Origin of the sequence: Mesorhizobium sp. PUT5, assembly GCF_052216645.1 — a bacterium.
Classification (GTDB): domain Bacteria; phylum Pseudomonadota; class Alphaproteobacteria; order Rhizobiales; family Rhizobiaceae; genus Mesorhizobium.
Window position 1 is genome coordinate 314466 of the sequence record NZ_JBQOSO010000003.1, and the last position, 23698, is coordinate 338163.

18 protein-coding genes and 1 other RNA gene are annotated in these 23698 nt (G+C 67.7%); 10 read left to right on the forward strand and 9 right to left on the reverse strand.

The window, feature by feature from the left end:
- Positions 1-14 precede the first annotated feature (14 nt).
- Both ACTDI4_RS03135 and ACTDI4_RS03140 read right to left on the reverse strand, forming a co-directional pair.
- Complete coding sequence (locus ACTDI4_RS03135) at positions 15-926, reverse strand: LysR family transcriptional regulator (protein ID WP_442839765.1); 912 nt, start codon at positions 924-926, stop codon at positions 15-17.
- Between the two features lie 45 nt (positions 927-971).
- The gene (locus ACTDI4_RS03140; protein WP_442839766.1) at positions 972-1526 is read right to left on the reverse strand and encodes a TetR/AcrR family transcriptional regulator; all 555 of its coding nucleotides are present in this window, start codon (positions 1524-1526) and stop codon (positions 972-974) included.
- A 139-nt stretch (positions 1527-1665) separates the two neighbouring features.
- On the opposite strand from ACTDI4_RS03140, the gene ACTDI4_RS03145 reads away from it, so the two are divergent.
- Positions 1666-2868 carry an efflux RND transporter periplasmic adaptor subunit gene (locus tag ACTDI4_RS03145; RefSeq protein ID WP_442839767.1) on the forward strand — a complete coding sequence of 401 codons (1203 nt, stop codon included), beginning with the start codon at positions 1666-1668 and terminating at the stop codon, positions 2866-2868.
- Positions 2865-5945 (forward strand): efflux RND transporter permease subunit, encoded by a 3081-nt coding sequence (locus ACTDI4_RS03150; RefSeq protein ID WP_442839768.1) that lies wholly within the window; start codon positions 2865-2867, stop codon positions 5943-5945. The genes ACTDI4_RS03145 and ACTDI4_RS03150 overlap by 4 nt, the downstream gene beginning before the upstream one ends.
- Before the next feature lie 55 nt (positions 5946-6000).
- On the opposite strand, the gene ACTDI4_RS03155 is transcribed toward ACTDI4_RS03150, so the two are convergent.
- Positions 6001-6477: a VOC family protein gene (locus ACTDI4_RS03155; RefSeq protein ID WP_442839769.1), complete on the reverse strand. Its 477-nt coding sequence runs from the start codon at positions 6475-6477 to the stop codon at positions 6001-6003.
- Between the two features lie 200 nt (positions 6478-6677).
- On the opposite strand from ACTDI4_RS03155, the gene ilvD reads away from it, so the two are divergent.
- From ilvD to hrpB, 6 genes are all read left to right on the forward strand, one after another.
- Positions 6678-8513 carry a dihydroxy-acid dehydratase gene (gene ilvD / locus ACTDI4_RS03160; RefSeq protein ID WP_442839770.1) on the forward strand — a complete coding sequence of 612 codons (1836 nt, stop codon included), beginning with the start codon at positions 6678-6680 and terminating at the stop codon, positions 8511-8513.
- 232 nt (positions 8514-8745) lie between these two features.
- The gene (gene gnd, locus ACTDI4_RS03165) at positions 8746-9759 is read left to right on the forward strand and encodes a phosphogluconate dehydrogenase (NAD(+)-dependent, decarboxylating) (protein ID WP_442839771.1); all 1014 of its coding nucleotides are present in this window, start codon (positions 8746-8748) and stop codon (positions 9757-9759) included.
- A gap of 23 nt (positions 9760-9782) precedes the next feature.
- The gene (gene zwf, locus ACTDI4_RS03170; RefSeq protein ID WP_442839772.1) at positions 9783-11159 is read left to right on the forward strand and encodes a glucose-6-phosphate dehydrogenase; all 1377 of its coding nucleotides are present in this window, start codon (positions 9783-9785) and stop codon (positions 11157-11159) included.
- A gap of 271 nt (positions 11160-11430) precedes the next feature.
- Positions 11431-12855 (forward strand): pyridoxal-phosphate dependent enzyme, encoded by a 1425-nt coding sequence (locus ACTDI4_RS03175; protein ID WP_442839773.1) that lies wholly within the window; start codon positions 11431-11433, stop codon positions 12853-12855.
- A complete protein-coding gene (locus ACTDI4_RS03180) occupies positions 12852-14030 on the forward strand; it encodes a trans-sulfuration enzyme family protein (protein ID WP_442839774.1) in 1179 nt (392 codons plus the stop codon). The genes ACTDI4_RS03175 and ACTDI4_RS03180 overlap by 4 nt, the downstream gene beginning before the upstream one ends.
- Positions 14031-14073: 43 nt before the next feature.
- A complete protein-coding gene (gene hrpB, locus ACTDI4_RS03185) occupies positions 14074-16539 on the forward strand; it encodes an ATP-dependent helicase HrpB (RefSeq protein WP_442839775.1) in 2466 nt (821 codons plus the stop codon).
- 11 nt (positions 16540-16550) lie between these two features.
- On the opposite strand, the gene ACTDI4_RS03190 is transcribed toward hrpB, so the two are convergent.
- From ACTDI4_RS03190 to ffs, 6 genes are all read right to left on the reverse strand, one after another.
- Positions 16551-17777, reverse strand: a complete 1227-nt coding sequence (locus ACTDI4_RS03190) for a lytic murein transglycosylase (RefSeq protein ID WP_442839776.1) — start codon at positions 17775-17777, stop codon at positions 16551-16553.
- A 26-nt stretch (positions 17778-17803) separates the two neighbouring features.
- Complete coding sequence (gene recR, locus ACTDI4_RS03195) at positions 17804-18409, reverse strand: recombination mediator RecR (protein WP_442839777.1); 606 nt, start codon at positions 18407-18409, stop codon at positions 17804-17806.
- A gap of 70 nt (positions 18410-18479) precedes the next feature.
- Positions 18480-19163: a cell wall hydrolase gene (locus ACTDI4_RS03200; RefSeq protein WP_442839778.1), complete on the reverse strand. Its 684-nt coding sequence runs from the start codon at positions 19161-19163 to the stop codon at positions 18480-18482.
- Positions 19164-19711: 548 nt separating this feature from the next.
- Positions 19712-20035, reverse strand: coding sequence for a YbaB/EbfC family nucleoid-associated protein (locus tag ACTDI4_RS03205; protein ID WP_442839779.1), 324 nt, complete (start codon positions 20033-20035; stop codon positions 19712-19714).
- A gap of 19 nt (positions 20036-20054) precedes the next feature.
- A complete protein-coding gene (locus ACTDI4_RS03210; protein ID WP_442839780.1) occupies positions 20055-21893 on the reverse strand; it encodes a DNA polymerase III subunit gamma/tau in 1839 nt (612 codons plus the stop codon).
- Between the two features lie 115 nt (positions 21894-22008).
- An RNA gene (ffs, locus tag ACTDI4_RS03215) (signal recognition particle sRNA small type) lies at positions 22009-22105 on the reverse strand.
- A gap of 130 nt (positions 22106-22235) precedes the next feature.
- Here ffs and ACTDI4_RS03220 point away from each other — a divergent pair.
- Complete coding sequence (locus ACTDI4_RS03220) at positions 22236-22655, forward strand: HIT domain-containing protein (RefSeq protein ID WP_442843249.1); 420 nt, start codon at positions 22236-22238, stop codon at positions 22653-22655.
- A 35-nt stretch (positions 22656-22690) separates the two neighbouring features.
- A complete protein-coding gene (nudC, locus tag ACTDI4_RS03225) occupies positions 22691-23632 on the forward strand; it encodes an NAD(+) diphosphatase (protein ID WP_442839781.1) in 942 nt (313 codons plus the stop codon).
- Positions 23633-23698 lie beyond the last annotated feature (66 nt).

A 23698-nucleotide genomic window follows, 5' to 3' on the forward strand; every position in this document is an offset into this window, starting at 1 on the left:
TTCCGATAGATAGCCTATTGCCGCTGCCGGATCGTGCGCTGCGACTGGGCGATGCCGATGAAGTCGCGCGCGGCCTGCGGCAGGCCGGAGCCGCGGCGCCATACCATGCCGACCTGCACCACCGGCAGCGAACCCGACACGTCGCGCGATTCGATGCGGTCGCCTTCCAGCGACCACGGCCGGTAGACGAGGTCGGGCAGCAGTGCGACGCCCGCCCCGGTGGCCACCAGGCTGCGCACCGCCTCCACCGAGCGTGTGCGGAAGGCGATGTGCGGCCGCGCGCCGAACGCCGCGAGCAGCCGGCCCATGTTCTCCTCGATCTCGTCGATGGTGAGCATGATGAGCGGCTCGCCGGCGATGTCGTCCACGCCGATGATGTCGGCGCCGGCGAGCGGGTGGCCGAGCGGCATCCACAGCCGGTAGGCCGAGACCTCCAGGATTTCCGATTGCAGGGCGGTGCGGTCGCGCAGGTTGGAGGTGACCATGACGGCCACATCCAGCTTGCCGCCGATCAGCAGGTGCTCCAGATAGTCGCCATTGTCCTCGATGGCCGAGACTTCCACCCCCGGATAGGCGCGGCGGTAGCGGGCGAGCAGGTCGGACAGAACGTAGCCGGCCACCAGCGAGGTGACGCCGAGCTGAAGCCGGCCCCCGGTGGCTTCCTGACCGGCATGGAAGGCGCGCCGCGCGTCCGAAACGCTGATCAGGATCTTGGTGGCGTGGCGCAGGAACTGGTGGCCCTTGTGGGTGATGTTGAGCCCGCGCGGATGGCGTTCGAACAGCTCCACGCCGAGATCGCTCTCCAGCTCCTTGATCGCCTCCGTGACCGACGATTGCGAGATCGACAGCTTCTGCGCCGCGCGCGAGACCGTGCCCTGCTCGGCCACGGCCACGAAAAACTGCAATTGCCTCAGGGTGAAAGCCATGGCGGCAATAGACACGCTCGCGGCAGCGCTGGAAAGATGCTGACCCTAGTCATCGGCCAGGCCGCGTACCGAGATCGACAGCAGCACCTTGACGAGCTGCTCGCGCTCGTCTTCGGACAAAAGATCGAAATCGAAAAGGCTGAGGCTGCGCAGCCCCTCGATCGCCAGATAGGCGAGCAGCAGCGCGCGCAGGTCCGGCGTCTCGGCCTTCAGGCGCTCGAAGAGCTGGCGCCGGAAGATCTTGATCGGCACGAGGAATTCCGGGTCCTCGGCGATGGCGGAGAATATCCACGAGGCCGAGGCGTGAGTCTCCTGACACTCGCTGACAGAGAGCTGCACATAGGTGGAGAGCAGGTTTGCGCCGCTGCCCTGCGCCGCGCCGGCCGCCTCCAGCCGCTTCTCGAACTCGCCCAGATAGTGCTCCACCAGCGCCTGCATGAGCTTGGCCTTGGAGGGGAAATTGTAGAGCAGGCCGCCCTTGGAGACGCCCGCGCGGCTCGCCACCGCGTCGAGCGAAAGATTGCCCGGCCCGGCTTCGCGGGCCACGTCGGCGGCCGCCGCCAGAATCTTTTCACGCGAATTGGGCCTTGGTCTTTTCATCGAACCTCCATTATTTAGCTTATCCGCAATTGACAAGACCGTCCAGACGGTACAGTAAGGCCGCTCCGATTTTCGGGGAGGCTTCGCCTGCCCGGAAGCCTTCGGTATGGTCGACCGTCGCAAACGCAAGAGAGCCCTCGTGATCAAGCGCTTCCTCATCGCCTTCGTCCTGCTCGTCCTGGTGTGCGGCGGCATCGTCGGCTTCAACCTGTTCCGCGACCGGGCGATCCAGCAATATTTCGCCAACATGCCGGTGGTGCCGCTCACCGTGTCGACGGCGAAGGTCGAGCCCGTCACCTGGACGCCCGGCATCGAGGCGATCGGCACGGTGGCGGCCGCCCGCGGCGTGGACCTCACCGTCGAGACCACCGGCGTGGTGAAGGAGATCCTGTTCAAGGCCAACGAGCGCGTGGAGCAAGGACAGTTGCTGGTGCGGCTGGACGATGCCGTCGAGCAGGCCGACCTGGTCGCCGCCCGCACGCAGGCCACGCTCGACCAGCAGGCGCTTGACCGTGCCCAGGCGCTGCGCAAGAGCGGCGCCGGCACGCAGGCCGCGCTCGATTCCGCCAGCGCCGCCGCCTCGACCTCGCGCTCGCAGGTGGTCAAGATCCAGGCCCTGGCCGACCAGAAGCTGCTCAAGGCGCCCTTCTCCGGCACGCTGGGCATTCCGCGGATCGATCCCGGCCAGTATGTCGCGCCGGGCAATGTGGTGGTGACGCTGCAGGACCTCGACACGATGCGTGCCGACTTCACCGTGCCGGAGCAGCAATTGGCCGATCTGCACATCGACCAGCCGGTCACGTTCGGCCTTACCGGCGGCGATATGGCCTACAAGGGCGTCATCACCGGCATCGACCCCAAGATCGACCCGACCAGCCGCCTGGTTTCCGTGCGTGCCGAGATCGCCAATCCCGACCGTCGCCTGAGCCCTGGCCAGTTCGTCCAGGTGCGCGTCGAGCAGCCGAAGGAGGACGGCGTCATCGCCATTCCGCAGACGGCGCTGACCGCCAGCCTCTACGGCGACTTCGTCTTCGTCGTGCGCCCGCCATCGGACAAGCCGGCCGCTCCGGCGCAGCAGGAACCGGCCCGTCAGGGCCCCTCCGGCACGGCCTCGGCCGCATCGGAGACGGCCGGAAAGGAAGCCCCGCCGCTGTCCGCCCATCAGGTCTTCGTCAAGACCGGCCGCCGCTCCGACGGACGGGTGGAGATCCTGTCCGGCATCGAGGCCGGCGAGGAGGTGGTGACCGCGGGCCAGAACCGCCTGTCGAACGGTGCGCCGGTCACGGTGGACAACACGGTCGACCCGTCGGTGCTGCTGCCCAAGCAGGACGGCGCGCAATGAATTTCTCCGCTCTCTTCATCCGGCGGCCGGTGCTCGCCACCGTCGTCGCCCTCATGATCCTGCTGCTCGGCTTCCAGGGCATGTCGAACCTGTCGGTGCGGCAATATCCGAAGGTGGACGAGACGGTCATCACCATCACCACCGTCTATGCCGGCGCCAGCCCCGAGTTGATCCAGGGCTTCATCACCGCGCCGATCTCGGCCGCGGTCGCCACCACCGAGAACATCGACTACGTCACCTCGCAGAGCCGGCCGTCCGCCAGCGTGGTGACCGTGCAGATGAAGCTCGGCTCCAATCCCGACACCGCGCTCACCGAGGTCATGTCCAAGGTCCAGCAGGTGCGCGGCCAACTGCCGTCGGGTGCCAAGGATCCCACCATCGTCAAGGGCACGGGCCAGCAGTTCGCCATCATGTATCTGGCGATGCAGAACCCGAACATGACCGCCGAGCAGCTCACCGAATATATCGAGCGCGTCATCCGCCCCCGCGTCTCCACCGTGGAGGGCGTGGCCGAGGTGCAGGTGCTGGGCGCGGCCAATTATTCGATGCGCGTGTGGATCGACCCCGTGAAACTCGCTGCGCGCGGCCTGACGGCCTCCGACGTGCTTGCGGCGATCAACGGCTCGAACTTCCTGTCGGCGCCGGGCAAGACGCAGAACGAATATGTCGCCTATTCGATCACGATGAAGTCGACGCTGCAGACGCCCGAATCCTTCGGCGCCATGCCGGTCAAGTCCGACAAGGACAATGTCGTGCGCCTGCGCGACGTGGCCAAGGTCGAGCTGGCGGCCGAGGACACCGACACAAGGGTCAACTTCAACGGCAAGCCCGGCACCTTCATCGGCATCTTCCCGACGCCCGCCGCCAATCCGCTCGACACGGCCGGCGCCGTCATCAAGGAGCTGCCGGCCATCCAGTCGGAGCTGCCGCAGGGCATGTCGATCACGCTGGTCTACGACGCCACCGCCACCATCGGCGCGTCGATCGACGAGGTGTTCAAGACCATCGCCGAGGCCGTCGCCATCGTCGTCGTGGTCATCCTGCTGTTCCTGGGGTCGTTCCGCTCGGTCGTGATGCCGGTCGTCACCATCCCGCTGTCGCTGATCGGCGTGTGCTTCTTCCTGTTCCTGCTCGGCTATTCCATCAATCTCTTGTCGCTGCTTGCCATGGTGCTGGCGATCGGCCTGGTGGTGGACGACGCCATCGTGGTGGTGGAAAACATCCACCGCCACATGGAAGACGGCATGAGCCCCATGCAGGCGGCCTTTGCCGGCATGCGCGAGATCACCGGGCCGGTGGTGGCCATGACCATCACGCTGGCGGCCGTGTTTGCGCCGCTGGCGTTCACCGGCGGGCTCACCGGCTCGCTGTTCCGCGAATTCGCGCTGACGCTGGCGGGCGCCGTCGTCATCTCCGGCTTCGTGGCGCTGACGGTGACGCCGATGATGTCGGCGCGCCTGCTGAAATCCGGCCACCAGAGCCGTTTCGCCGCCTTCGTCGACCGCACCTTCGACCGTGTCGCCAACCGCTACGAACGGCTGGTCTCAGGCTCGCTGAAATACCGCCCCGTCACACTGATGATCGTCATCGCACTGGTCGGCGTCACCGGCTTCATGTTCCTCAAGACGTCGAGCGAACTGGCGCCGGAAGAAGATCAGGGTGCGCTGTTCGCGCTGATCACGGCGCCGCGCTACGCGACGTCGGACTACACCACCCTCTACACCGACCAGATCCGCGACCTGACGCAGGATCTGCCGGAGCTGCGCGCCAATTTTTCCATCGTCGGCATGGGCGGCGCCACCAACAGCGGCTTCTCCGTGTGGGCGTTCAAGGACTGGGCCGAGCGCACGCGCTCGCAAAAGCAGTTGCAGGCCGACATCCAGGGCCGGCTTTCCAAGGTCGCCGGCGTGCAGGCGCTGGTCTTCGCGCCGCCCTCCCTGCCCGGCGCCGGCGGCGGGCTGCCCATCTCCTTCATCGTGCAGTCGACCGGCGATCCGTCGCAGGTCTACGAGGTTGCCGAGCAGATCAAGCAGAAGGCCCAGGCGTCCGGCCGCTTCATCATCGTGCAGAATTCGATGGCCTTCGACGCGCCGCAGGTGACGGTGACCATCGACCGCGACCGCGCGGCGGCCCTCAATATCTCCGTGCGCGACATCGGCACCACGCTTGGCCTGCTGGTCGGCGGGGCCGAGGTGGCGCAGTTCGACCGCGATTCGAACTCCTACGACATCATTCCCCAGGTGCCGCAGGAGTTCCGCGACAACCCGCAGCGGCTGGGCGAATATTTCGTGCGCAGCGCCACCGGCGAGATGGTGCCGCTGTCGGCCGTGGTCCACATTTCCACCAACGCCTCGCCGGCGGCCATCGAGCAGTTCAACCAGTTGAACTCGGCCACCATCTCGGCACTGCCGGTGCCGGGCGTGACCACCGGAACCGGCCTTGCCACGATCGAGGAGATCGCGCGTTCCGTGCTTCCGGCCGGCTTCTTCGTGGACTATTCGGGCCAGTCGCGCCTGGAGAAGGAGCAGGGCAGCACCATCCTCATCGCCTTCTCGCTGGCGGTGATCGTCATCTACCTGGTGCTGGCCGCGCAGTTCGAGAGCTTCCGCGACCCGCTCATCATCATGATGTCGGTGCCGCTGTCGATCTTCGGCGCCATCATTCCGCTCAATATCGGGCTCGGCACGCTCAACATCTACACGCAGGTCGGCCTCATCACGCTGATCGGCCTCATCACCAAGCACGGCATCCTTCTGGTGGAGTTCGCCAACCAGCAGCGCGAAGAGCACGGCCTGGGCCGCGTCGAGGCCATCGTCGCTTCGGCCAAGGTCCGGCTGCGGCCGATCCTGATGACGACGGCGGCGATGGCGCTCGGCGTGGTGCCGCTGATCACCGCGCAGGGCGCGGGCGCGGCCGCGCGCTATTCCATGGGCCTGGTGATCTTCTCCGGCATCCTGATCGGAACGACCTTCACCCTGTTCGTGGTTCCGATGTTCTACACGTTCCTGGCCCACAAGGACCGTGCGGCGGAAGAAGAGCCGGCCTTGCCGGCAAGCGAGCCGGCCACGCAGAACTGACACACGAAAAGCGGCGGGGTTTTCCGCCGCTTTTTTGTCCCGGGGGGAGCGGAAGCTAGCCGCGCGCCGCTTCTTCGATCTCGGCGATGTCGAGCTTCACCATCTCCATCATCGCCCGCATCACGCGTCCGGCCTTGGCCTTGTCGGGATCGCGCAGCAGGGGCAGCAGCATCTGCGGCACGATCTGCCAGGAGATGCCGTACCTGTCCTTCAGCCAGCCGCATTGCACGTGGCGGCCGCCGCCTTCGATCAGCTTCTCCCAATAGTGGTCGACCTCTTCCTGCGATCCGCATTCGACGCTGAGCGAGATCGAGTCGTTGAAGCTGTCATGGGCGCCGCCGTTCAGCGCCTGGAACCGCACGCCGTCGAGCTCGAACTCCGCCATCAGCAGGCTGCCTTCCGGTCCCGGGCCTTCCTTGCCGTTGCGAAGCTCGCTGGTGATCTTCGCATTCTTGAAGATGGCTGCGTAGAAATCGAAGGCTTCCTGGGCATCGTGGTTCTCGAACCACAGGCACGGTGTGATCTTCTGCATCTTTCTCTCCTCGTCGGTTTGCGTGGATATCACCAGGACGAGCCGGGAACGCCGCCGCCGACAGCGGGCGCAACTTTCTTTCCCGACGGCCTGCGCGCCCGCAGCAAAAGCTTGGCCAGAGCCGCACCCTGCGTATATAAACCCCGGGACCTCGGTTTCTACGCGGCCCCAACCGGCGGCCCTGGCAGCAAGGAAAGTTCATGCCTCCCTATCGTTCCCGCACCACCACCCATGGCCGCAACATGGCCGGCGCACGCGGCCTGTGGCGCGCCACCGGCATGAAGGACGGCGATTTCGGCAAGCCGATCATCGCCGTCGTCAACTCCTTCACCCAGTTCGTGCCGGGCCATGTGCATCTGAAGGACCTCGGCCAGCTCGTGGCGCGCGAGATCGAGAAGGCGGGCGGCGTGGCCAAGGAGTTCAACACCATCGCGGTGGACGACGGCATCGCCATGGGCCACGACGGCATGCTCTATTCGCTGCCGTCGCGCGAGCTGATCGCGGATTCGGTCGAATACATGGTCAACGCCCATTGCGCGGACGCCATGGTGTGCATCTCCAATTGCGACAAGATCACGCCCGGCATGCTGATGGCCTCGCTGCGGCTCAACATCCCCACCGTCTTCGTCTCGGGCGGGCCGATGGAGGCCGGCAAGGTGGTGCTGCAGGGCAAGACGCAGGCGCTCGACCTGGTCGACGCCATGGTGGCGGCCGCCGACGACAAGATTTCGGACGAGGACGTCAAGGTCATCGAGCGCTCGGCCTGCCCGACCTGCGGCTCCTGCTCGGGCATGTTCACCGCCAATTCCATGAACTGCCTGACCGAGGCGCTCGGGCTGTCCTTGCCCGGCAACGGCTCGACGCTGGCCACCCACGCCGACCGCAAGCGCCTGTTCGTGGAGGCCGGGCACCTGATCGTCGATCTGGCGCAGCGCTGCTACGAGCAGGACGACGAGACCGCGCTGCCGCGCGTCATCGCCTCCAAGGGCGCCTTCGAGAACGCCATGACACTGGATATCGCCATGGGCGGCTCCACCAATACGGTGCTGCACATTCTGGCCGCGGCGCATGAGGGCGGCGTGGACTTCACCATGGACGACATCGACCGGCTGTCGCGCCGCGTGCCCTGCCTGTGCAAGGTGGCGCCGGCCAAGGCGGACGTGCATATGGAGGACGTGCACCGCGCCGGCGGCATCTTCGCCATCCTCGGCCAGCTCGACCGCGCCGGTCTCATCAACCGCGACCTGCCCACGGTGCACACGGCCACTCTGGGCCAGGCGATCGAGCATTGGGACATTTCCCGCTCGTCGAGCCAGAGCGTGCGCGACTTCTATCTCGCCGCCCCCGGCGGCGTTCCGACGCAGACCGCCTTCAGCCAGGACCGGCGCTGGGACGACCTCGACCTCGACCGCGAGAGCGGCGTGATCCGCTCCGCCGAGCATCCCTTCTCCAAGGATGGCGGACTTGCCGTGCTGAAAGGCAATCTGGCGCTCGACGGCTGCATCGTGAAGACGGCGGGCGTGGACGAATCCATCCTGAAATTCACCGGCCCGGCCAAGGTGTTCGAGAGCCAGGACGCGGCGGTGAAGGGCATCCTCGGCAACGAGGTGAAGGCGGGCGACGTCGTCGTCATCCGCTACGAGGGTCCGCGCGGCGGGCCGGGCATGCAGGAGATGCTCTATCCGACCAGCTACCTCAAGTCGAAGGGGCTGGGCAAGGCGTGCGCCCTCATCACCGACGGCCGCTTCTCCGGCGGCACCTCGGGCCTTTCCATCGGCCACGTCTCGCCCGAAGCGGCGCTCGGCGGCGCCATCGGCCTGGTGCGCGACGGCGACATCGTCGAGATCGACATCCCGAACCGCACCATCAGCCTGGCCGTGCCGGAGGCGCAGCTTGCCGCCCGCCGCGCCGAGCAGGATGCCCGGGGCTGGAAGCCGGCCGAGCAGCGCAAGCGCCAGGTCTCCACCGCGCTCAAGGCCTATGCCGCCTTCGCCACCAGCGCCGACAAGGGCGCCGTGCGGCGCCTGCCGGACTAGGCGGACTTCGGCTCCGCGCCTGCGCATCTGCGGGCGCGGCGCGCTTTCCATATCCTGTGCGGGCCCTGCCGCGAGGCCTTTCAGACGCGCATGCAACGCCTGCGCGTCTGTCGCGTTCATCGTCTGCCGGCCGCAGACCGTGCGTCCAAGGTGGATGTAGACTTTCCGCCTGCGTCGATACACCCTGCGCGATCATCCGGAAGGCAACGGCGCTATCAGGCAGGGACGACAGATGCAGATCGGAATGATGGGACTGGGCAGGATGGGCGCCAACATGGTCAGGCGCCTGCTGCGGGCCGGCCATGAATGCGTGGTCTACGACATCAACCCCCAGAGCGTCGCCGCGCTCGTGGCCGACGGCGCCGTCGGCGTTGCCTCGATGGAGGAGTTCGTCGGCAAGCTGGCGAAGCCGCGCGCGGCCTGGCTGATGCTGCCGGCGGCGATCACCGGCAGGATCGTCGACCAGCTCGCCGGGCTGATGGATGCGGGCGACGCCATCATCGACGGCGGCAACTCCAACTATCGCGACGCCGTGGACCAGGCCGCGAAGCTGGCGGATAAGAATCTCGCCTATCTCGACGTCGGCACCAGCGGCGGCGTCTGGGGCCTCGACCGCGGCTACTGCCTGATGATCGGCGGCCCGGACGAGGCGGTGAAGCGGCTCGACCCGGTCTTTGCCGCGCTGGCGCCGGGCGCCGACGCCGGGACGGCGCCGGACCGATCGGCAGGCACCGCGCCTTTCGGCTATCTGCATTGCGGGCCGAGCGGCGCCGGCCATTTCGTCAAGATGGTCCACAACGGCATCGAATACGGCGTCATGGCCGCCTATGCCGAGGGCATGAACATCCTGAAATCGGCCAATGCCGGCAAGCAGAAGCGCGAGGCCGATGCCGAGACCACGCCGCTGGAGGAGCCGCGCTACTATCAGTTCGACATCGACCTCGCCGAGGTTGCCGAAGTGTGGCGGCACGGCTCGGTCATCGGCTCATGGCTGCTCGACCTCACTGCCGACGCCCTGAAGAAGGATTCCGAGCTTGCCCAGTTCGGCGGCCACGTGTCCGATTCCGGCGAGGGGCGCTGGACGCTGAAGGCGGCCATCGACACGGGCGTGCCGGCCCCGGTGCTGGCCTCGGCGCTGTTCGACCGCTTCGCCTCGCGCGGAGAGTCGGAATTTTCCGACAAGCTGCTGTCGGCGATGCGCTTCGCCTTCGGCGGCCATGTGGAAAAGCCGAAGGGCGGCGCCTGAGAGCGGAAAGGAGAGGGACGAGCATGAGCGAAGAGCGGTCCGACGTGCTGGTGCTGTTCGGGGCCACCGGCGATCTGGCGCACAAGAAGATCTTTCCCGCACTTTACGCCATGGTGGCGCGCGGCACGCTGAAGGAGCCCGTCGTGGGCGTCGCGCTGGAGGACTGGGACGCAAAGAAGCTGGCCGAGCGCGCCCATGACGGCATCAAGGCCGCGGTCGGCCAGGTCGACGAGGCGGTGTTTTCCAAGCTGGCCGGCCTGCTGCACTATGTCAGCGGCGACTACCGCAGTCAGGAGACCTTCGACAAGCTGCGGGACGCGATCGGCGGCCACCGCCATCCGCTCTACTACCTTGCCGTGCCGCCCTCCATGTTCGAGCCCGTGGTGCAGGGGCTGGAACAGGCCGGCGGCGCGGCCGGCGCGCGGCTGATGGTCGAAAAGCCGTTCGGCCGCGACCTGCAGTCGGCCCGCTGGCTGAACCGCGTGCTGCATCTGGTGTTCGATGAAAAGGCGATCTTCCGCATCGATCACTATCTCGGCAAGGAGGCGATCCAGAACATCCTGTATTTCCGCTTCGCCAACTCCTTCCTGGAGCCGATCTGGAACCGCAACTATGTCGAGAGCGTGCAGATCACCATGGCCGAGAATTTCGGCGTGGAGGGCCGCGGCAGGTTCTATGACGAGGTCGGCTGCATTCGCGACGTCATCGAGAACCACCTGCTCAACATCCTTCTGCTGCTGGCGATGGAGCCCCCGATCGGCCGCGACGCGGACGACCTCATCGACGAGAAGGTGCAGGTGCTGAAGGCGATCCGCACGCTGACGGCGCACGACGTGGTGCGCGGCCAGTTCGACGGCTATCTGAAGGAGCCGGGCGTGGCTCCGGGCTCTACGGTGGAGACCTTCGCGGCCGTGCGCTTCATGATCGACACCTGGCGCTGGCAGGACGTGCCCTTCTTCATCCGCGCCGGCAAGAACCTGCCCGTCCACGCCACGGAGGTCGTCGTGCAGTTGAAGCGGCCGCCGCTGGCCGTGTTCGACCAGTTCAAGCGCAACCAGGGCAATTATGTGCGCTTCCGCATCGCGCCCGAAGTGGCCATCGGCATCGGCGCGCGGCGCAAGGCCGCCGGCGACGAGATGGCGGGCGAGCAGGTGGAACTGAGCGCGCTGGACGACGACAAGGACGAGATGGAGCCCTACCAGCGGCTGATCGGCGACGCCATGAACGGCAACGCCCAGCTCTTCACGCGCCAGGACGCCTCCGAGATCGCCTGGCGCATCGTCGGTCCGGTGCTGGACGACAAGTCGCCGCCGGCGGTCTACAAGCTCGGCACCTGGGGCCCGGCCGAGGCCATGGCGAACTTCGCGCCGCCGAACGGCTGGTCCGACCCGGGCGGATGAGCGGGGCGCCTCATTCGCCTCTTCAGCGGCAGTGACGGCGCTTTCCGGCCGGCTCAGGCGCTCCATATGTTCCAGTGACGGGCGCCTGCCAGGCCGCAGGCCGTAGATATGGTTTTGCAGAAGAGGCGGGCGTTTCGACCGGAATTGGAATTCCATTCCGTTTGGGAGGAATGAATGAAAAATTCTTCCTTCGACAATGCGCCTGCCGGTCTGCGATCAGTGCGGACGCCGGTTGGCGGCACATGTGGACGCCGCAAGCAGGGAGATTCCGATGACCACCAGCACAGGTGAGAAGCCGCATGCCGGTGCGAGCCGGCTGAGCCCGCCCTTTTCCTCCGTGCTCGACCTGATCGGCGACACGCCGGTGGTGGAGCTGAAGAAGTTCGATACCGGCAGGTGCCGCCTGTTCATCAAGCTGGAGAGCCAGAATCCCGGCGGATCGATCAAGGACCGCATCGCGCGCTCCATGATCGATGCGGCCGAGCGCGACGGCGCCCTCCGGCCCGGCGGCACCATCATCGAGGCCACCGCCGGCAATACCGGCCTCGGCCTTGCCCAGGTCGGCATCCCGAAAGGCTATCGCATCGTCCTGATCGTGCCCGACAAGATGTCGCGCGAGAAGGTGCAGCATCTGCGCGCGCTCGGCGCGGAAGTGCGGCTGACCCGTTCCGACGTCGGCAAGGGCCACCCCGAATATTATCAGGACATGGCCGAGAAGCTGGCCGGCGAGACGCCCGGCGCCTTCTACGTCAACCAGTTCGCCAATCCGGCCAACCCGCTGGCGCATGAAACCACCACCGGCCCCGAGATCTGGCAGCAGCTCGACGGCGACGTGGACGCCGTGGTCGTGGGCGTCGGCTCCGGCGGCACGCTGACGGGTCTGGGCCGCTTCTTCGCCAAGGTCTCGCCGAAGACCGAAATGGTGCTGGCCGATCCAGCCGGATCGGTGCTGGCGCCGTTCGTGAAGACCGGCCGGATGGAAGAGGCCGGAAGCTGGACCGTCGAAGGCATCGGCGAGGATTTTGTCCCGCCCAATGCCGATCTTTCGCTGGTGAAGAAGGCGTATTCGGTGTCCGACCGCCATTCGATGCTGGCCGTGCGCGATCTCCTGTCGCGCGAGGGCATATTGGCCGGTTCCTCCTCCGGCACGCTGCTTTCGGCCGCGCTCCGCTATTGCCGCGAGCAGCAGGCGTCCAAGCGCGTCGTCACCTTCGTCTGCGATTCCGGCAACAAATATCTGTCCAAGGTGTTCGACGATTTCTGGCTGGCCGAGCAGGGCCTCGCCGAGCGCGAGCAGCATGGCGACCTGCGCGACCTCGTCGCCCGCTCGCATCGCGAGGGCGGCACCGTCTTCGTCGGGCCGGACGACACGCTGCTCACCGCCTATGGCCGCATGCGGCGCGGCGACGTCTCGCAGCTTCCCGTGCTGGACGGCGGCAGGCTGGTCGGCATCGTCGACGAGAGCGACATACTGGCCAAGGTGGACGGCCCCTATGACGGTCGCTGGACGCGCTTCGACGCGCCGGTGCGCTCGGCCATGACCTCGGAATTGCACACGCTGCAGGCCGGCCAGACGCTGGAGGCGCTGCTGCCGGTCTTCGACCGCAACGAGGTGGCCATCGTCTTCGACGGCGACGAGTTCGTCGGCCTCATCACCCGGATCGACCTCATCAACCATCTCAGGCGCACCAGATGACCATTCGCGAAACCGTGCAGGGCCGCAACCGGCTCGCCTTCTCCACCCGCACCATCCATGGCGGCCAGGGCCATGACCCGACCACGGGCGCGGTGATGGTGCCGATCTACGCCACCTCCACCTACGCGCAGCAGTCGCCCGGCGTGCACAAGGGGTTCGAATATGCGCGCAGCCAGAACCCGACGCGCTTTGCCTTCGAACGCGCCGTGGCCGACCTGGAAAGCGGCACGGCAGCCTTCGCCTATGCTTCGGGCCTGGCGGCGATCGCCAACGTCTTCGAGCTTCTGGACGCGGGCGCCCATATCGTGGCGACCGACGACATCTATGGCGGCACTTTTCGCCTGCTGGAACGCGTCCGAAAACGCTCGGCCGGCTTGCAGGTGAGCTTCGTCGATTTCACCGACCTCGCAGCCGTCGAAGCCGCGATCCGGCCCGAGACCCGGATGTTGTGGGTGGAGACGCCGACCAACCCGCTGCTGCGCGTGGTGGATCTCGCCGCCGTGGCCGCACTGGCCCGGCGCAGGGGCATCGTCGCCGTGGCCGACAACACCTTTTGCAGCCCCTATATCCAGCGCCCCCTGGAACTCGGCATCGACCTCGTCGTGCATTCGGTGACGAAATATCTCAACGGCCATTCCGACATGGTGGGCGGCGTGGTTGTCGTCGGCGAGAATGCCGACCTGCGCGACCGGCTTAAGTTCCTGCAGAACGCGGTGGGCGCCATTTCGGGCCCGTTCGATTCCTTCCTGGCGCTGCGCGGCCTGAAGACGCTGGCGCTGCGCATGGAGCGGCATTCGGAAAACGGGCTGAAGATCGCGCGCTGGCTGGAGGCGCGGCTGGACGTGTGCCGCGTCCTCTATCCGGGGCTGGAAAGCCACCCGCAGCATGAGGTGGCCAAGGCGCAGATGCATGCCTTCGGCGGCATGATCTCGGTCGAGTTGGACCGCGACCTTGCAGGGACAAAACGCTTCCTCGAACAGACGCGCCTGTTCGCGCTGGCCGAGAGCCTGGGCGGCGTGGAAAGCCTGATCGAGCATCCGGCGCTGATGACGCACGGCTCGATACCGCAGGAGAAACGCGCCGCCATCGGCATTTCCGATTCGCTGGTCAGGCTGTCGGCCGGCATCGAGGACGCCGACGACCTGATCGCCGATCTGGAGCAGGCGTTGTCCTGACCAGGAGTTTGCCGGCCGTAGCCGGCGCTGCTATGCGGTGGCAATGACCGCAAAAGACCTGCCGCAGCTTCCCGTCAGCGCGACTTTGCCGGCGCTGGGCGAAGCCCTGGCCGGAAAGGGCAGCGCCGTGCTGGTGGCGCCGCCCGGTGCGGGCAAGACCACGCTGGTGCCGCTATTCCTGCTCGACGCGGCGTGGCTGGGCGACGGCAGGATCGTTCTTCTCGAACCTCGGCGGCTTGCCGCCCGCGCCGCTGCACGCCGCATGGCCGCTCTGCTCGGCGAGGAGCCGGGCGGCACGGTGGGCTATGCCATGCGCATGGAAAACCGCACCTCGGCAAGGACGAAAATCCTCGTCGTCACCGAAGGCGTGCTGGCGCGCATGATCCTCGACGATCCGGAACTGCCGGGCGTTGCGGCGGTGATCTTCGACGAGTTCCACGAGCGCTCGCTGGACGGCGATTTCGGCCTGGCGCTGGCGCTGGACGTGCAGGGCGCGCTCAGGCCGGACCTGCGGCTGCTGGTGATGTCGGCGACGCTGGACGGCGCGCGGGTCGCGCGGCTCCTGTCCAGCGCGCCGGTGATCGAGAGCGAGGGCCGCAGCTTTCCCGTCGAGATTCGCAATCAGGAACGCGCGCCCGGCGAGCCGGTCGAGGACGCCATGGCCAGGGCCATCCGCGGCGCACTTGCCGACGAAACGGGCTCGGTGCTGGCCTTCCTGCCCGGCCAGCGCGAGATCGAGCGCACCGCCGAGCGGCTGCAGGGCCGCGTCGGGGCGGACACCGACATCGTGCCGCTCTACGGCATGCTGGACGGCAAGGCGCAGGACGCCGCAATCCGTCCTTCGCCGGCCGGCCGCCGCAAGGTGGTGCTGGCCACCTCGATCGCCGAGACCTCCATTACCATCGATGGCGTGCGGGTCGTCGTCGACAGCGGCCTGTCGCGGCTGCCGAAATACGAGCCGGCCTCCGGCCTGACCCGGCTGGAGACGGTGCGCGTGTCGAAGGCCTCCGCCGACCAGCGCGCCGGCCGCGCCGGCCGCACGCAGGAAGGCGTCGCCGTCCGGCTGTGGCGCGCTGAGCAGACGGCGGCGCTGCCGGCCTTCACCCCGCCGGAGATCCTGGAGGCCGACCTCTCCGGCCTCGTTCTGGATTGCGCGGCCTTCGGCGTGGCCGAGCCGGCGAGCCTGGCCTTTCTCGACCCGCCGCCGGCACCGGCGCTCGCCGAGGCGAAGGCTCTGCTTTCCTCGCTTCACGCCATAGACGAAGGCGGCCGCCTGACCGAGAGCGGGGCCGCCATGCGCAAGCTGGCGCTTCCCGTGCGGCTGGCACATATGGTGGCGGAGGCGGCCAGGACCGGTCAGGCACGCCAGGCTGCCGAGCTTGCCGTGTTGCTTACCGAGCGCGGGCTGGGCGGCGACAGCGTCGATCTGGAGCGGCGGCTGATGCGGTTCGCGAGCGAAAGATCGCCCCGCGCCAATGCGGCGCGGCAACTGGCCGAGCGGCTGGCGCGCTCCCTCCCGAGCCAAAGCTACCGGGAGGGAAGTACAAGCGCGGGCGCGCTGCTGCTGCATGCCTGGCCCGACCGCGTCGCCAAGGCGCGCGGCGAGCGCGGCCGTTTCGTCCTGGCCAACGGCTCGGGCGCCGCGCTTGACGCCGCCGACCCGCTGGCGGGCGCAACCTATCTGGTGGTGGCCGACATGCAGGGCAAGGCGCAGAATGCCCGCATCACCGCGGCTGCAGCCGTCGACGAGGCCGACCTCCGCACCGTGCTGGCCGACCGGCTGGAAACGCGCCGCGACTCCGCTTTCGACCGCGACAGGCGGGCCGTGCGGGTGCGCGAGACCGTGCGGCTCGGCGCCGTGACCCTGAGCGAGCGCATGCTGCCGGCCCCCGCCGGCGAGGAGGCGAATGCGACCCTGATCGAGGCGCTTCGCGCGCATGGGCTTTCGCTGCTGCCCTGGAGCAGGGAGGCCGAGGCGCTGCGCCATCGTCTCGCCTGGCTGCATCGCGGGCTGGGCGCGCCCTGGCCGGACGTTTCCGACGCTGCGCTGCTGAAGCATCTGGAAGACTGGCTGCTGCCGTTCCTCACCGGCGAGGCCTCGCTTGCGGCGATTGCGCCCGGCACGCTGGCCGAGGCGCTGACGTCGCTGGTGCCGCACGACCTGCAGCGCCGCGTCGCAGCCCTTGCGCCGACCCATTTCGATGCGCCGTCGGGCAGCCGCGTGCCCATCCGTTACGACGGCGAGGCGCCGGTGCTTGCCGTCCGCGTGCAGGAACTGTTCGGCCTCGACCGGCATCCGTCGATCGCCGGCGGCACCGTGCCGTTGACGCTGGAGTTGCTTTCGCCCGCGCACAGGCCGATCCAGACCACGCGCGACCTGCCCGGCTTCTGGCGCGGCTCATGGGCCGACGTGCGCGCCGACATGCGCGGCCGCTATCCCAAGCATGTCTGGCCGGAAAATCCGCTTCTTGCGATCGCCACCAGCCGCGCCAAGCCGCGCGGAACCTGAGCGCCGGACACCTACCGGACTGTTTTGACCAGCTCCGCGTCCGGGAAGCAGGTGGCGGCCCGCCCGTTTTTTGCCTGCCAGTCGCCGATCGAGCGGCGCGTCTTGAAGCCGGGCAGGCCGTCGGCGGAACCGACGTCGTAACCCTTTTTCTCCAGGGCCTGCTGCAGGGCGGCGATGTCGGAGCGCAAGAGCCCGCCGACATCGCCCCAGCCGGCCGAGAAGGTCTTGTCGCCATGGGCGATGCGGTCGGCGGCATGGCCGATGAACAGCGCATAGAGATCGCTGGTGTTGTATTGTTTCAGCACGTAGAAATTCGGCGTGACGACGAAGGCCGGCCCGTGCCGCCCGGCCGGCATCAGCAGAAAGCCCTCCTGCCGCGCCTCATTGGCCGGAAATGTCTTGCCGCCGACGCGGGCGATGCCCATGGCCGCCCATTCGGAGATTTTCCTGCCGCGATCCGGCCCTTCCAGCGCGCAGGAAACGCTTGCCGGCACCGTCACCTCGAAGCCCCAGTCGCGGCCCCTTGCCCAGCCGTAATGGTCGAGGAAGTTGCCGATCGAGGCCAGCGTGTCGGGCACCGAGTTCCAGATGTCGGCGCGGCCGTCGCCGTCGCCGTCCACGGCATGCTTGAGGAAGGATGTGGGCATGAACTGCGGCTGGCCGAGCGCGCCGGCCCAGGAGGATTTCATGGCGCCCACCGGGGCGAGGCCGCGCTGCACGATCTCCAGCGCCGCCAGCAGCTCGGTGCGGAACATGTCCTTGCGCCGCGCCATGAACGCCTTGGTGCCCAGCACCTCGAAGGCGTCGTAGGGCATTTTCGCGGCACCGAACCCTGTCTCGCGGCCCCAGATCGCCAGAAGGATGTCGCCCGGCACCCCGAAGCGCTTTTCGACAGCCGAAAGCGTGGCGGCGTTTTTTTGAACGCGTGCGCGCCCGCCGGCGGTGACGGCGCGCATGGTCTTCTCCGCGAAATAGGCGCCGGGCGAGCCGAACTCGGCCTGGTGCTGCTTCTGCGGCGGCTTCGGCTTCTCGCCGGGCATGACGAGGTCCGGCAGCTTGAGGTTCGGCTTCACGCCGTCGAAGGCGGCGTCGAAGGTCTTTTGCGAGATGCCCTTGGCCTTCGCTTCGGGCCAAAGGTCCGTCTTCAGCCAGGCGCGGAACTGGTCGTCGACCTGCGCGGCCGAGGCGGGCAGAAGCAGCGCCAAAAGAAATGCCAGGGTCGCAAGGATGCGGCTCATGCAGGCTCCCCGCCCGTCGAAATGCGTCAAAAGGCGGTGCGCGACTTCAGCGCCGCGGCCAACGTGCCCTCATCGAGATAATCCAGCTCGCCGCCCACCGGCACGCCATGCGCCAGCCGCGTCACCTTCACCTCGAAGCCGGAAAGCTGGTCGGTCAGGTAATGCGCGGTGGTCTGGCCTTCCACCGTGGCGTTGACGGCCAGGATCACCTCCTTCACCTCGCCGCCGGCCACGCGGTCGACCAGCGTGCGGATGTTGAGCTGGTCCGGGCCGATGCCGTCGAGCGGCGACAGCGTGCCGCCGAGCACGTGGTAGCGCACGTTCATGGCCGAGGCCCGCTCCAGCGCCCACAGGTCGGACACGTCCTCCACCACGATCAGCGTGGCGGGGTCGCGGCGCGGGTCGGTGCAGATCATGCAGGGGTCGGTGGTGTCGACATTGCCGCAGGTGGAGCATATGCGCACCTTCTCCACCGCTTCGCCCATGGCGGCGGCGAGCGGCGCCAGAAGCTGCTCCTTCTTCTTTATGAGGTGCAGGGCCGCCCGGCGCGCCGAGCGCGGGCCCAGCCCCGGCACTTTGGCCAGGAGCTGGATCAGGCGTTCGATCTCGGGGCCGGCGATTCGCTTGGACATGCCAGCGATATAAGCCGTTCGACGACCGGAAGACAGGCCGCACAAGCCGCCGTCGGCGATATTCGAGGCTCTACAGCGGCCTGTTCTCGCTCATGATCAGCGCGCCGATGGCGTCGGTGTTCTGCGGCGTGGACTGGAATCCCATGGCGGGCTGCTCCGACGACGCCATCGCTGCCGTCATCACGGGCGCGGCCGGCATCGCTTCGGGCAGGGTGCCGAAGCGCGAGGCGTCGGGCTGCTGCGCAGGCGCGCTCGCGGCATGCCTGACCGTGGTGACGGTGAGCGGCTCGGCCGGAGCGTCCGCCGCCGAGGCGATCGCCACCGGCTGCAGTTCCTTCGGTGTTCCGGCCAGCAGGGCCGGAGCCGACGGATCGGCGGCCACGACCTTGAATTCGGAATCCGGCGGCAGCGGCTGCCAGTTCCGGCCGCGCTTCTCATAGAAGGCGTTGCCGCCGGCCACCGCCACGTAATGCATGTTGTCGTAGCGGAATTTCAGCCCCGCGGTGTGGAAGAACATGGCGTCCTTCATTCTGGGGTGCCGCTCGCCGTCCAGCACCGCCTGCGCGGCCGCCTCGACGTCCGGCAAGGCCCGGGAATTCATCTTGCGGGTCAGAACGCCGGGCGCGAATTGGCCGGGTTCGCCCACCACCTCGCAGATGGTGTCGCCGTGATTGCCGGATTTCAGCCGGTTCATGACCACCGTGCCGACGCCCACCAGTCCGTCGCGGCTGGAGCGGTTCGATTCGAAGAACATCGCCCTCTCAAGGCACGTCCTGTCCCGGGCGGTGTAGCGATAGGCATGCGTCTTTACCGCGCCGGGCGATACGGTTTCGGTAAAGCTTGCGGTGGGGGCATGTGTCGTCTGGCTGCAGGCGGCCAGCATGACGGGTGAAACGGCGGCGCATAGAACCAATAGCGCCCTGCTTCGCTTGGCGATCAACAAACCCTGCCTCATTTTGCTGCCGCCCGGTCCCCGATGCAGCCAGAATGAGATTATTTTCGGCAAAAGGAAGGCAAAAAAGTTAACGGAATGCGCACGTTATCCTACCGAATGAAACATTCGGTGAGGCGGCCACTGCTGACAAGGAACGGCTAAGAATCCGTTAAGGATCGCTGCGGCCGGTCGTCGCGTGCATCATGGCTCAACCAAGTTGATCTTTCCGGCATCTTGCGCGAAGCCCGATCTACTTGGCGTTGCTGCCGGTCGGTCCGCCATTGCGTGGAATGGCGCCGAAAACGCATCGGCGCGATCCCGGTGGGCGCAGCGGCAGGGCGCGGCAGTCCTGCCCGGTTGCGCAACGATCAGAACGGCAGCTTCATCCCGGGCGGCAGCGGCATGCCGGCGGTCAGCGCCCGGGTCTTTTCCTGCATCGCCTGCTCGACCTTGGCCTTGGCGTCGTTGTGGGCAGCCAGGATCAGATCCTCAAGGATCTCCACCTCGTCTTCCTTGAACAAAGACGGGTCGATCTTCAGCGCCTTCATCTCGAACTTGCCGGTCAGCGTCACCGAGACCAGCCCGCCGCCGGCCTGGCCGGAAGCCTCCATGGCGGCGATTTCCTCCTGCATGGCCTGGAATTTGGCCTGCATTTCCTTCGCCTTGCCCATGAGGCCGAGCAAATCCTTCATCGGGGTGTCCTTGTTCTGATCAGTTGTCGTCGTCGTCATCCGCCGCCGGGTCGGCGGCCAGTCCGGTGTCTTCGCCGGCTTCGTCGCCGGCCGCGCTGTCGGGAATGCGCACGTCGATGATCTTGGCGCCGGGAAAGCGGGAGAGGATGGCCGCGACCGTCGGGTCGGCCCGGGCGTCGAGGATGGCGGTCTCGCGCCGGGCCGTTTCCAGCTCCGCCAGCGTGGCGCCGCCTTCTTCCTTCGACAGGGAAACCAGCCAGCTTCGCCCCGTCCAGGCGCGCAGCTTGGCGGTGAGATCGTTGAGCAGCATCCTGGGCGCGTCGGGCGTGAGCGCGACGTCGATGCGGCCGGGTTCGAAGCGCACCGGCCGCACGCAGCGCTTCAGCAGCACCTTGAAGGCGATGTCGCGGTTCTGGTCGGCAAGTGCGGCGATGTCGGCCAGCGACTTCACGGATACGGCGGCAGCCTCGGGCTCAGGCTCCGCCGGCGGGAGCGCGAAGGCCGCCGGTTCGGGCGCGGCTTCCACCAGCCGCATGGCCGGCGCGGCGCCGCCATTGCCGGAAGGCATGCGCGCCTGCGCCACCGCACTGGCGCCGGGGGCGCCGTTTCCGGGCGCGGCTGCGCTCACGCCGTTGCCGCGCGGCCCGGGCGCGGCCGGGGCGCCGTCGTCCAGGCGCTTCAGCGCCTCGTCGAGCGTCGGCAGGTCGGCGGCATGGGCGAGCCGTATGAGCACCATCTCGGCCGCGCTCAGCGGCCGGTTGGACGATTGCACCTCGGGAATGCCCTTGAGCAGCATCTGCCAGCTACGCGACAGCACCCTGACCGACAGCTTCTCGGCGAAGGCCGCGCCGCGCTCGCGCTCGTCCTGCGAGAGCGACGCGTCGTCCGCGGCCCCGGGCACGAAGCGCAACCGCGTGACGAGATGGTTGAACTCGGCAAGATCGGTCAGCACGGCGGCCGGGTCGGCGCCCGTGTCGTATTGCGCGCGCAATTCGGCCAGCGCCGCCGCCACGTCGCCCTTCATGACATGCTCGAACAGGTCGACGATGCGGGCGCGGTCGGCGAGGCCCAGCATGGCGCGCACGGTCTCGGCGTCCACACGCCCGCCGCCATGGGCGATCGCCTGGTCGAGAATGGAAAGCGAATCGCGTGCCGAGCCTTCCGCGGCGCGCGCGATCATGGCCAGCGCCTCGCCGTCCACCGAAATGCCTTCCTGGCCGGCGATCGAGGTGAGGTGCCGGACCAGCGCCGCGGCGTCGATGCGGCGCAGGTCGAAGCGCTGGCAGCGCGACAGAACCGTGATCGGCACCTTGCGGATCTCGGTGGTGGCGAAGATGAACTTGACGTGCGGCGGCGGCTCTTCCAGCGTCTTCAGCAGGCCGTTGAAGGCCTGCGTGGACAGCATGTGCACCTCGTCGATGATGTAGACCTTGTAGCGGGCCGCCACCGGGGCGTAGCGCACGCGGTCGATGATGTCGCGGATGTCGTCGATGCCCGTATGCGAGGCGGCGTCCATCTCGATCACGTCGACATGGCGGCCTTCCATGATCGCCTGGCAATGCTCGCCCGGCACGGAAAGATCGACCGAGGGCTGGTTCACCTCGCTCGTGCGGTAGTTCAGGGCGCGGGCGAGAATGCGGGCGGTGGTGGTCTTGCCCACGCCGCGCACGCCGGTCAGCATCCACGCCTGGGCGATGCGCCCGGAGGCGAAGGCGTTGGTGAGCGTACGCACCATCGGCTCCTGGCCGACCAGCTCGGAAAAGTTCGACGGGCGGTATTTGCGCGCCAGCACCCGGTAGGCGCCGGAAACGCCCGCCGCTCCGGAATTTTCCGTTCCAAGATTTCCGGCTTCGCTCATCGGCCTCGACAAATCCTGACCGGCCGCGTCGGCGGCCGCTTTCTTCCCGCGGACTTTCGCGCGCGGGGCGCCCCGCCGTCAATGCGTCGTGGGCAAGGCCGCGAAAGAGGAGAAGGCGGGAGGCTGGAACAATGACCCGTTCCGGGCTCGTTAGGGCTGCTTCCTTCCGGACCTGACCCGGTTGGCGAGTGGATCGTCCACCACCAACCTCCCGACGTCCATATCGGCAATCCGGGCGCGAAATGCAAGAGCGGATGGGAAAGGCGGGCTTCAGGCGCCGGAAGACTATTGCAGCGGCCCGATCATCGTTCTAGCCTTCCCGGGAAAATCGAGGGAATGCCGATGCTGCCGGGCCTCAGGGCAGGTTTCACACTGGACGCCCGGCTGGAGGCGGACAGCGAACATCTTATGTGGCTCGGCCTGTGCGAGCTGCGAATCATGAACGACAGCCGCTGGCCGTGGCTGATCCTGGTGCCGCAGCGGCCGGACGTGGAGGAACTGCACGAGCTGAAGCCGCTCGACCAGGCCATGCTGACATTCGAGATCGACATTGCGGCCAAGGCGCTGAAGAAGGCGACCGGCTGCAGCAAGATCAACATCGGCGCGCTGGGCAACATCGTGCGCCAGCTCCACATCCATGTCGTGGCCCGTTCCGAGGGCGATGCCGGCTGGCCCGGCCCGGTCTGGGGCCACGGCCTGCGCGAGCCCTACCAGCGGGCCCAACTCCATCGGATTGCCGAAACGATCCGGGCGGCGCTATAAGCGCCCTCTCCACTGCCAAATCCAGGCCAAGCACCATGCCCTTTCCCCTTTTTGACGCGCCGTTGCGCGAAGCCAGCCAGTTCGTCGGCTTTGCCGGCAACGTCATCGACAGCCGGTCGGAGCACCGTCCCGACGACTGCGTGGAGGCGGCGCTGGCCGATGCCCGGGCGCGGCTGCTTTTGATGCGCGACGGCCGGCTCTACCTCAAGCTGCATGACGGCGTCTTCGACCCCTGGCACAACATTGCCGAGGCCGAAGCGCTTGCGGCCGTGCCGGCCGAGGCGGCCCTCCTCGGCTACGATGCTTGCGGCCCGGTGCTGGCGGTAGCCGCGGGCGTTGCGCCGGAAGAGTTGCCGGAGGCGCTCAAGGCGATCGACCACCGTTCCGTCTACACGCAGGGCCTGATCGATCCGGCCGCCCTCGGCGCGCTGGCGCAGGGCGCGGCGCTGCTGGCCTGGAACGCCAGCCATCGCTTCTGCAGTCGCTGCGGAACCCCCAGCCAGATGCGCGCCGGCGGCTACCGGCGGCATTGCCCGACCTGCGGGGCCGACCATTTCCCGCGCACCGATCCGGTGGCGATCATGCTGACGGTGACGCCCGACAAGTGCCTGCTCGGCCGCAGCCCGCATTTCGCGCCGGGCATGTATTCTGCGCTGGCCGGCTTCGTGGAACCGGGCGAGACGATCGAGAATGCGGTGCGCCGCGAGACCTTCGAGGAGGCCGGCATCCGCCTCGGCCGCGTCGTCTACCACGCCAGCCAGCCCTGGCCGTTTCCCTATTCGCTGATGATCGGCTGTTTCGGCGAGCCGCTGGGCGAGGACCTGCGGCCCGACCTTTCGGAGCTGGAGGATTGCCGCTGGTTCTCCCGCGACGAGGTGCGGCCGATGCTGGAGCGGACTCATCCGGCGGGCCTGATGACGCCGCCGCCCGGCGCCATCGCCCACCATCTCATCCGCGCCTGGGTGGAGGCCGATTAGGGCAGCGGACCGGGGGCGCTCCTCCGACACCGCCGCCGGCAAAGACGGTTGCTATTTTCTTTACGG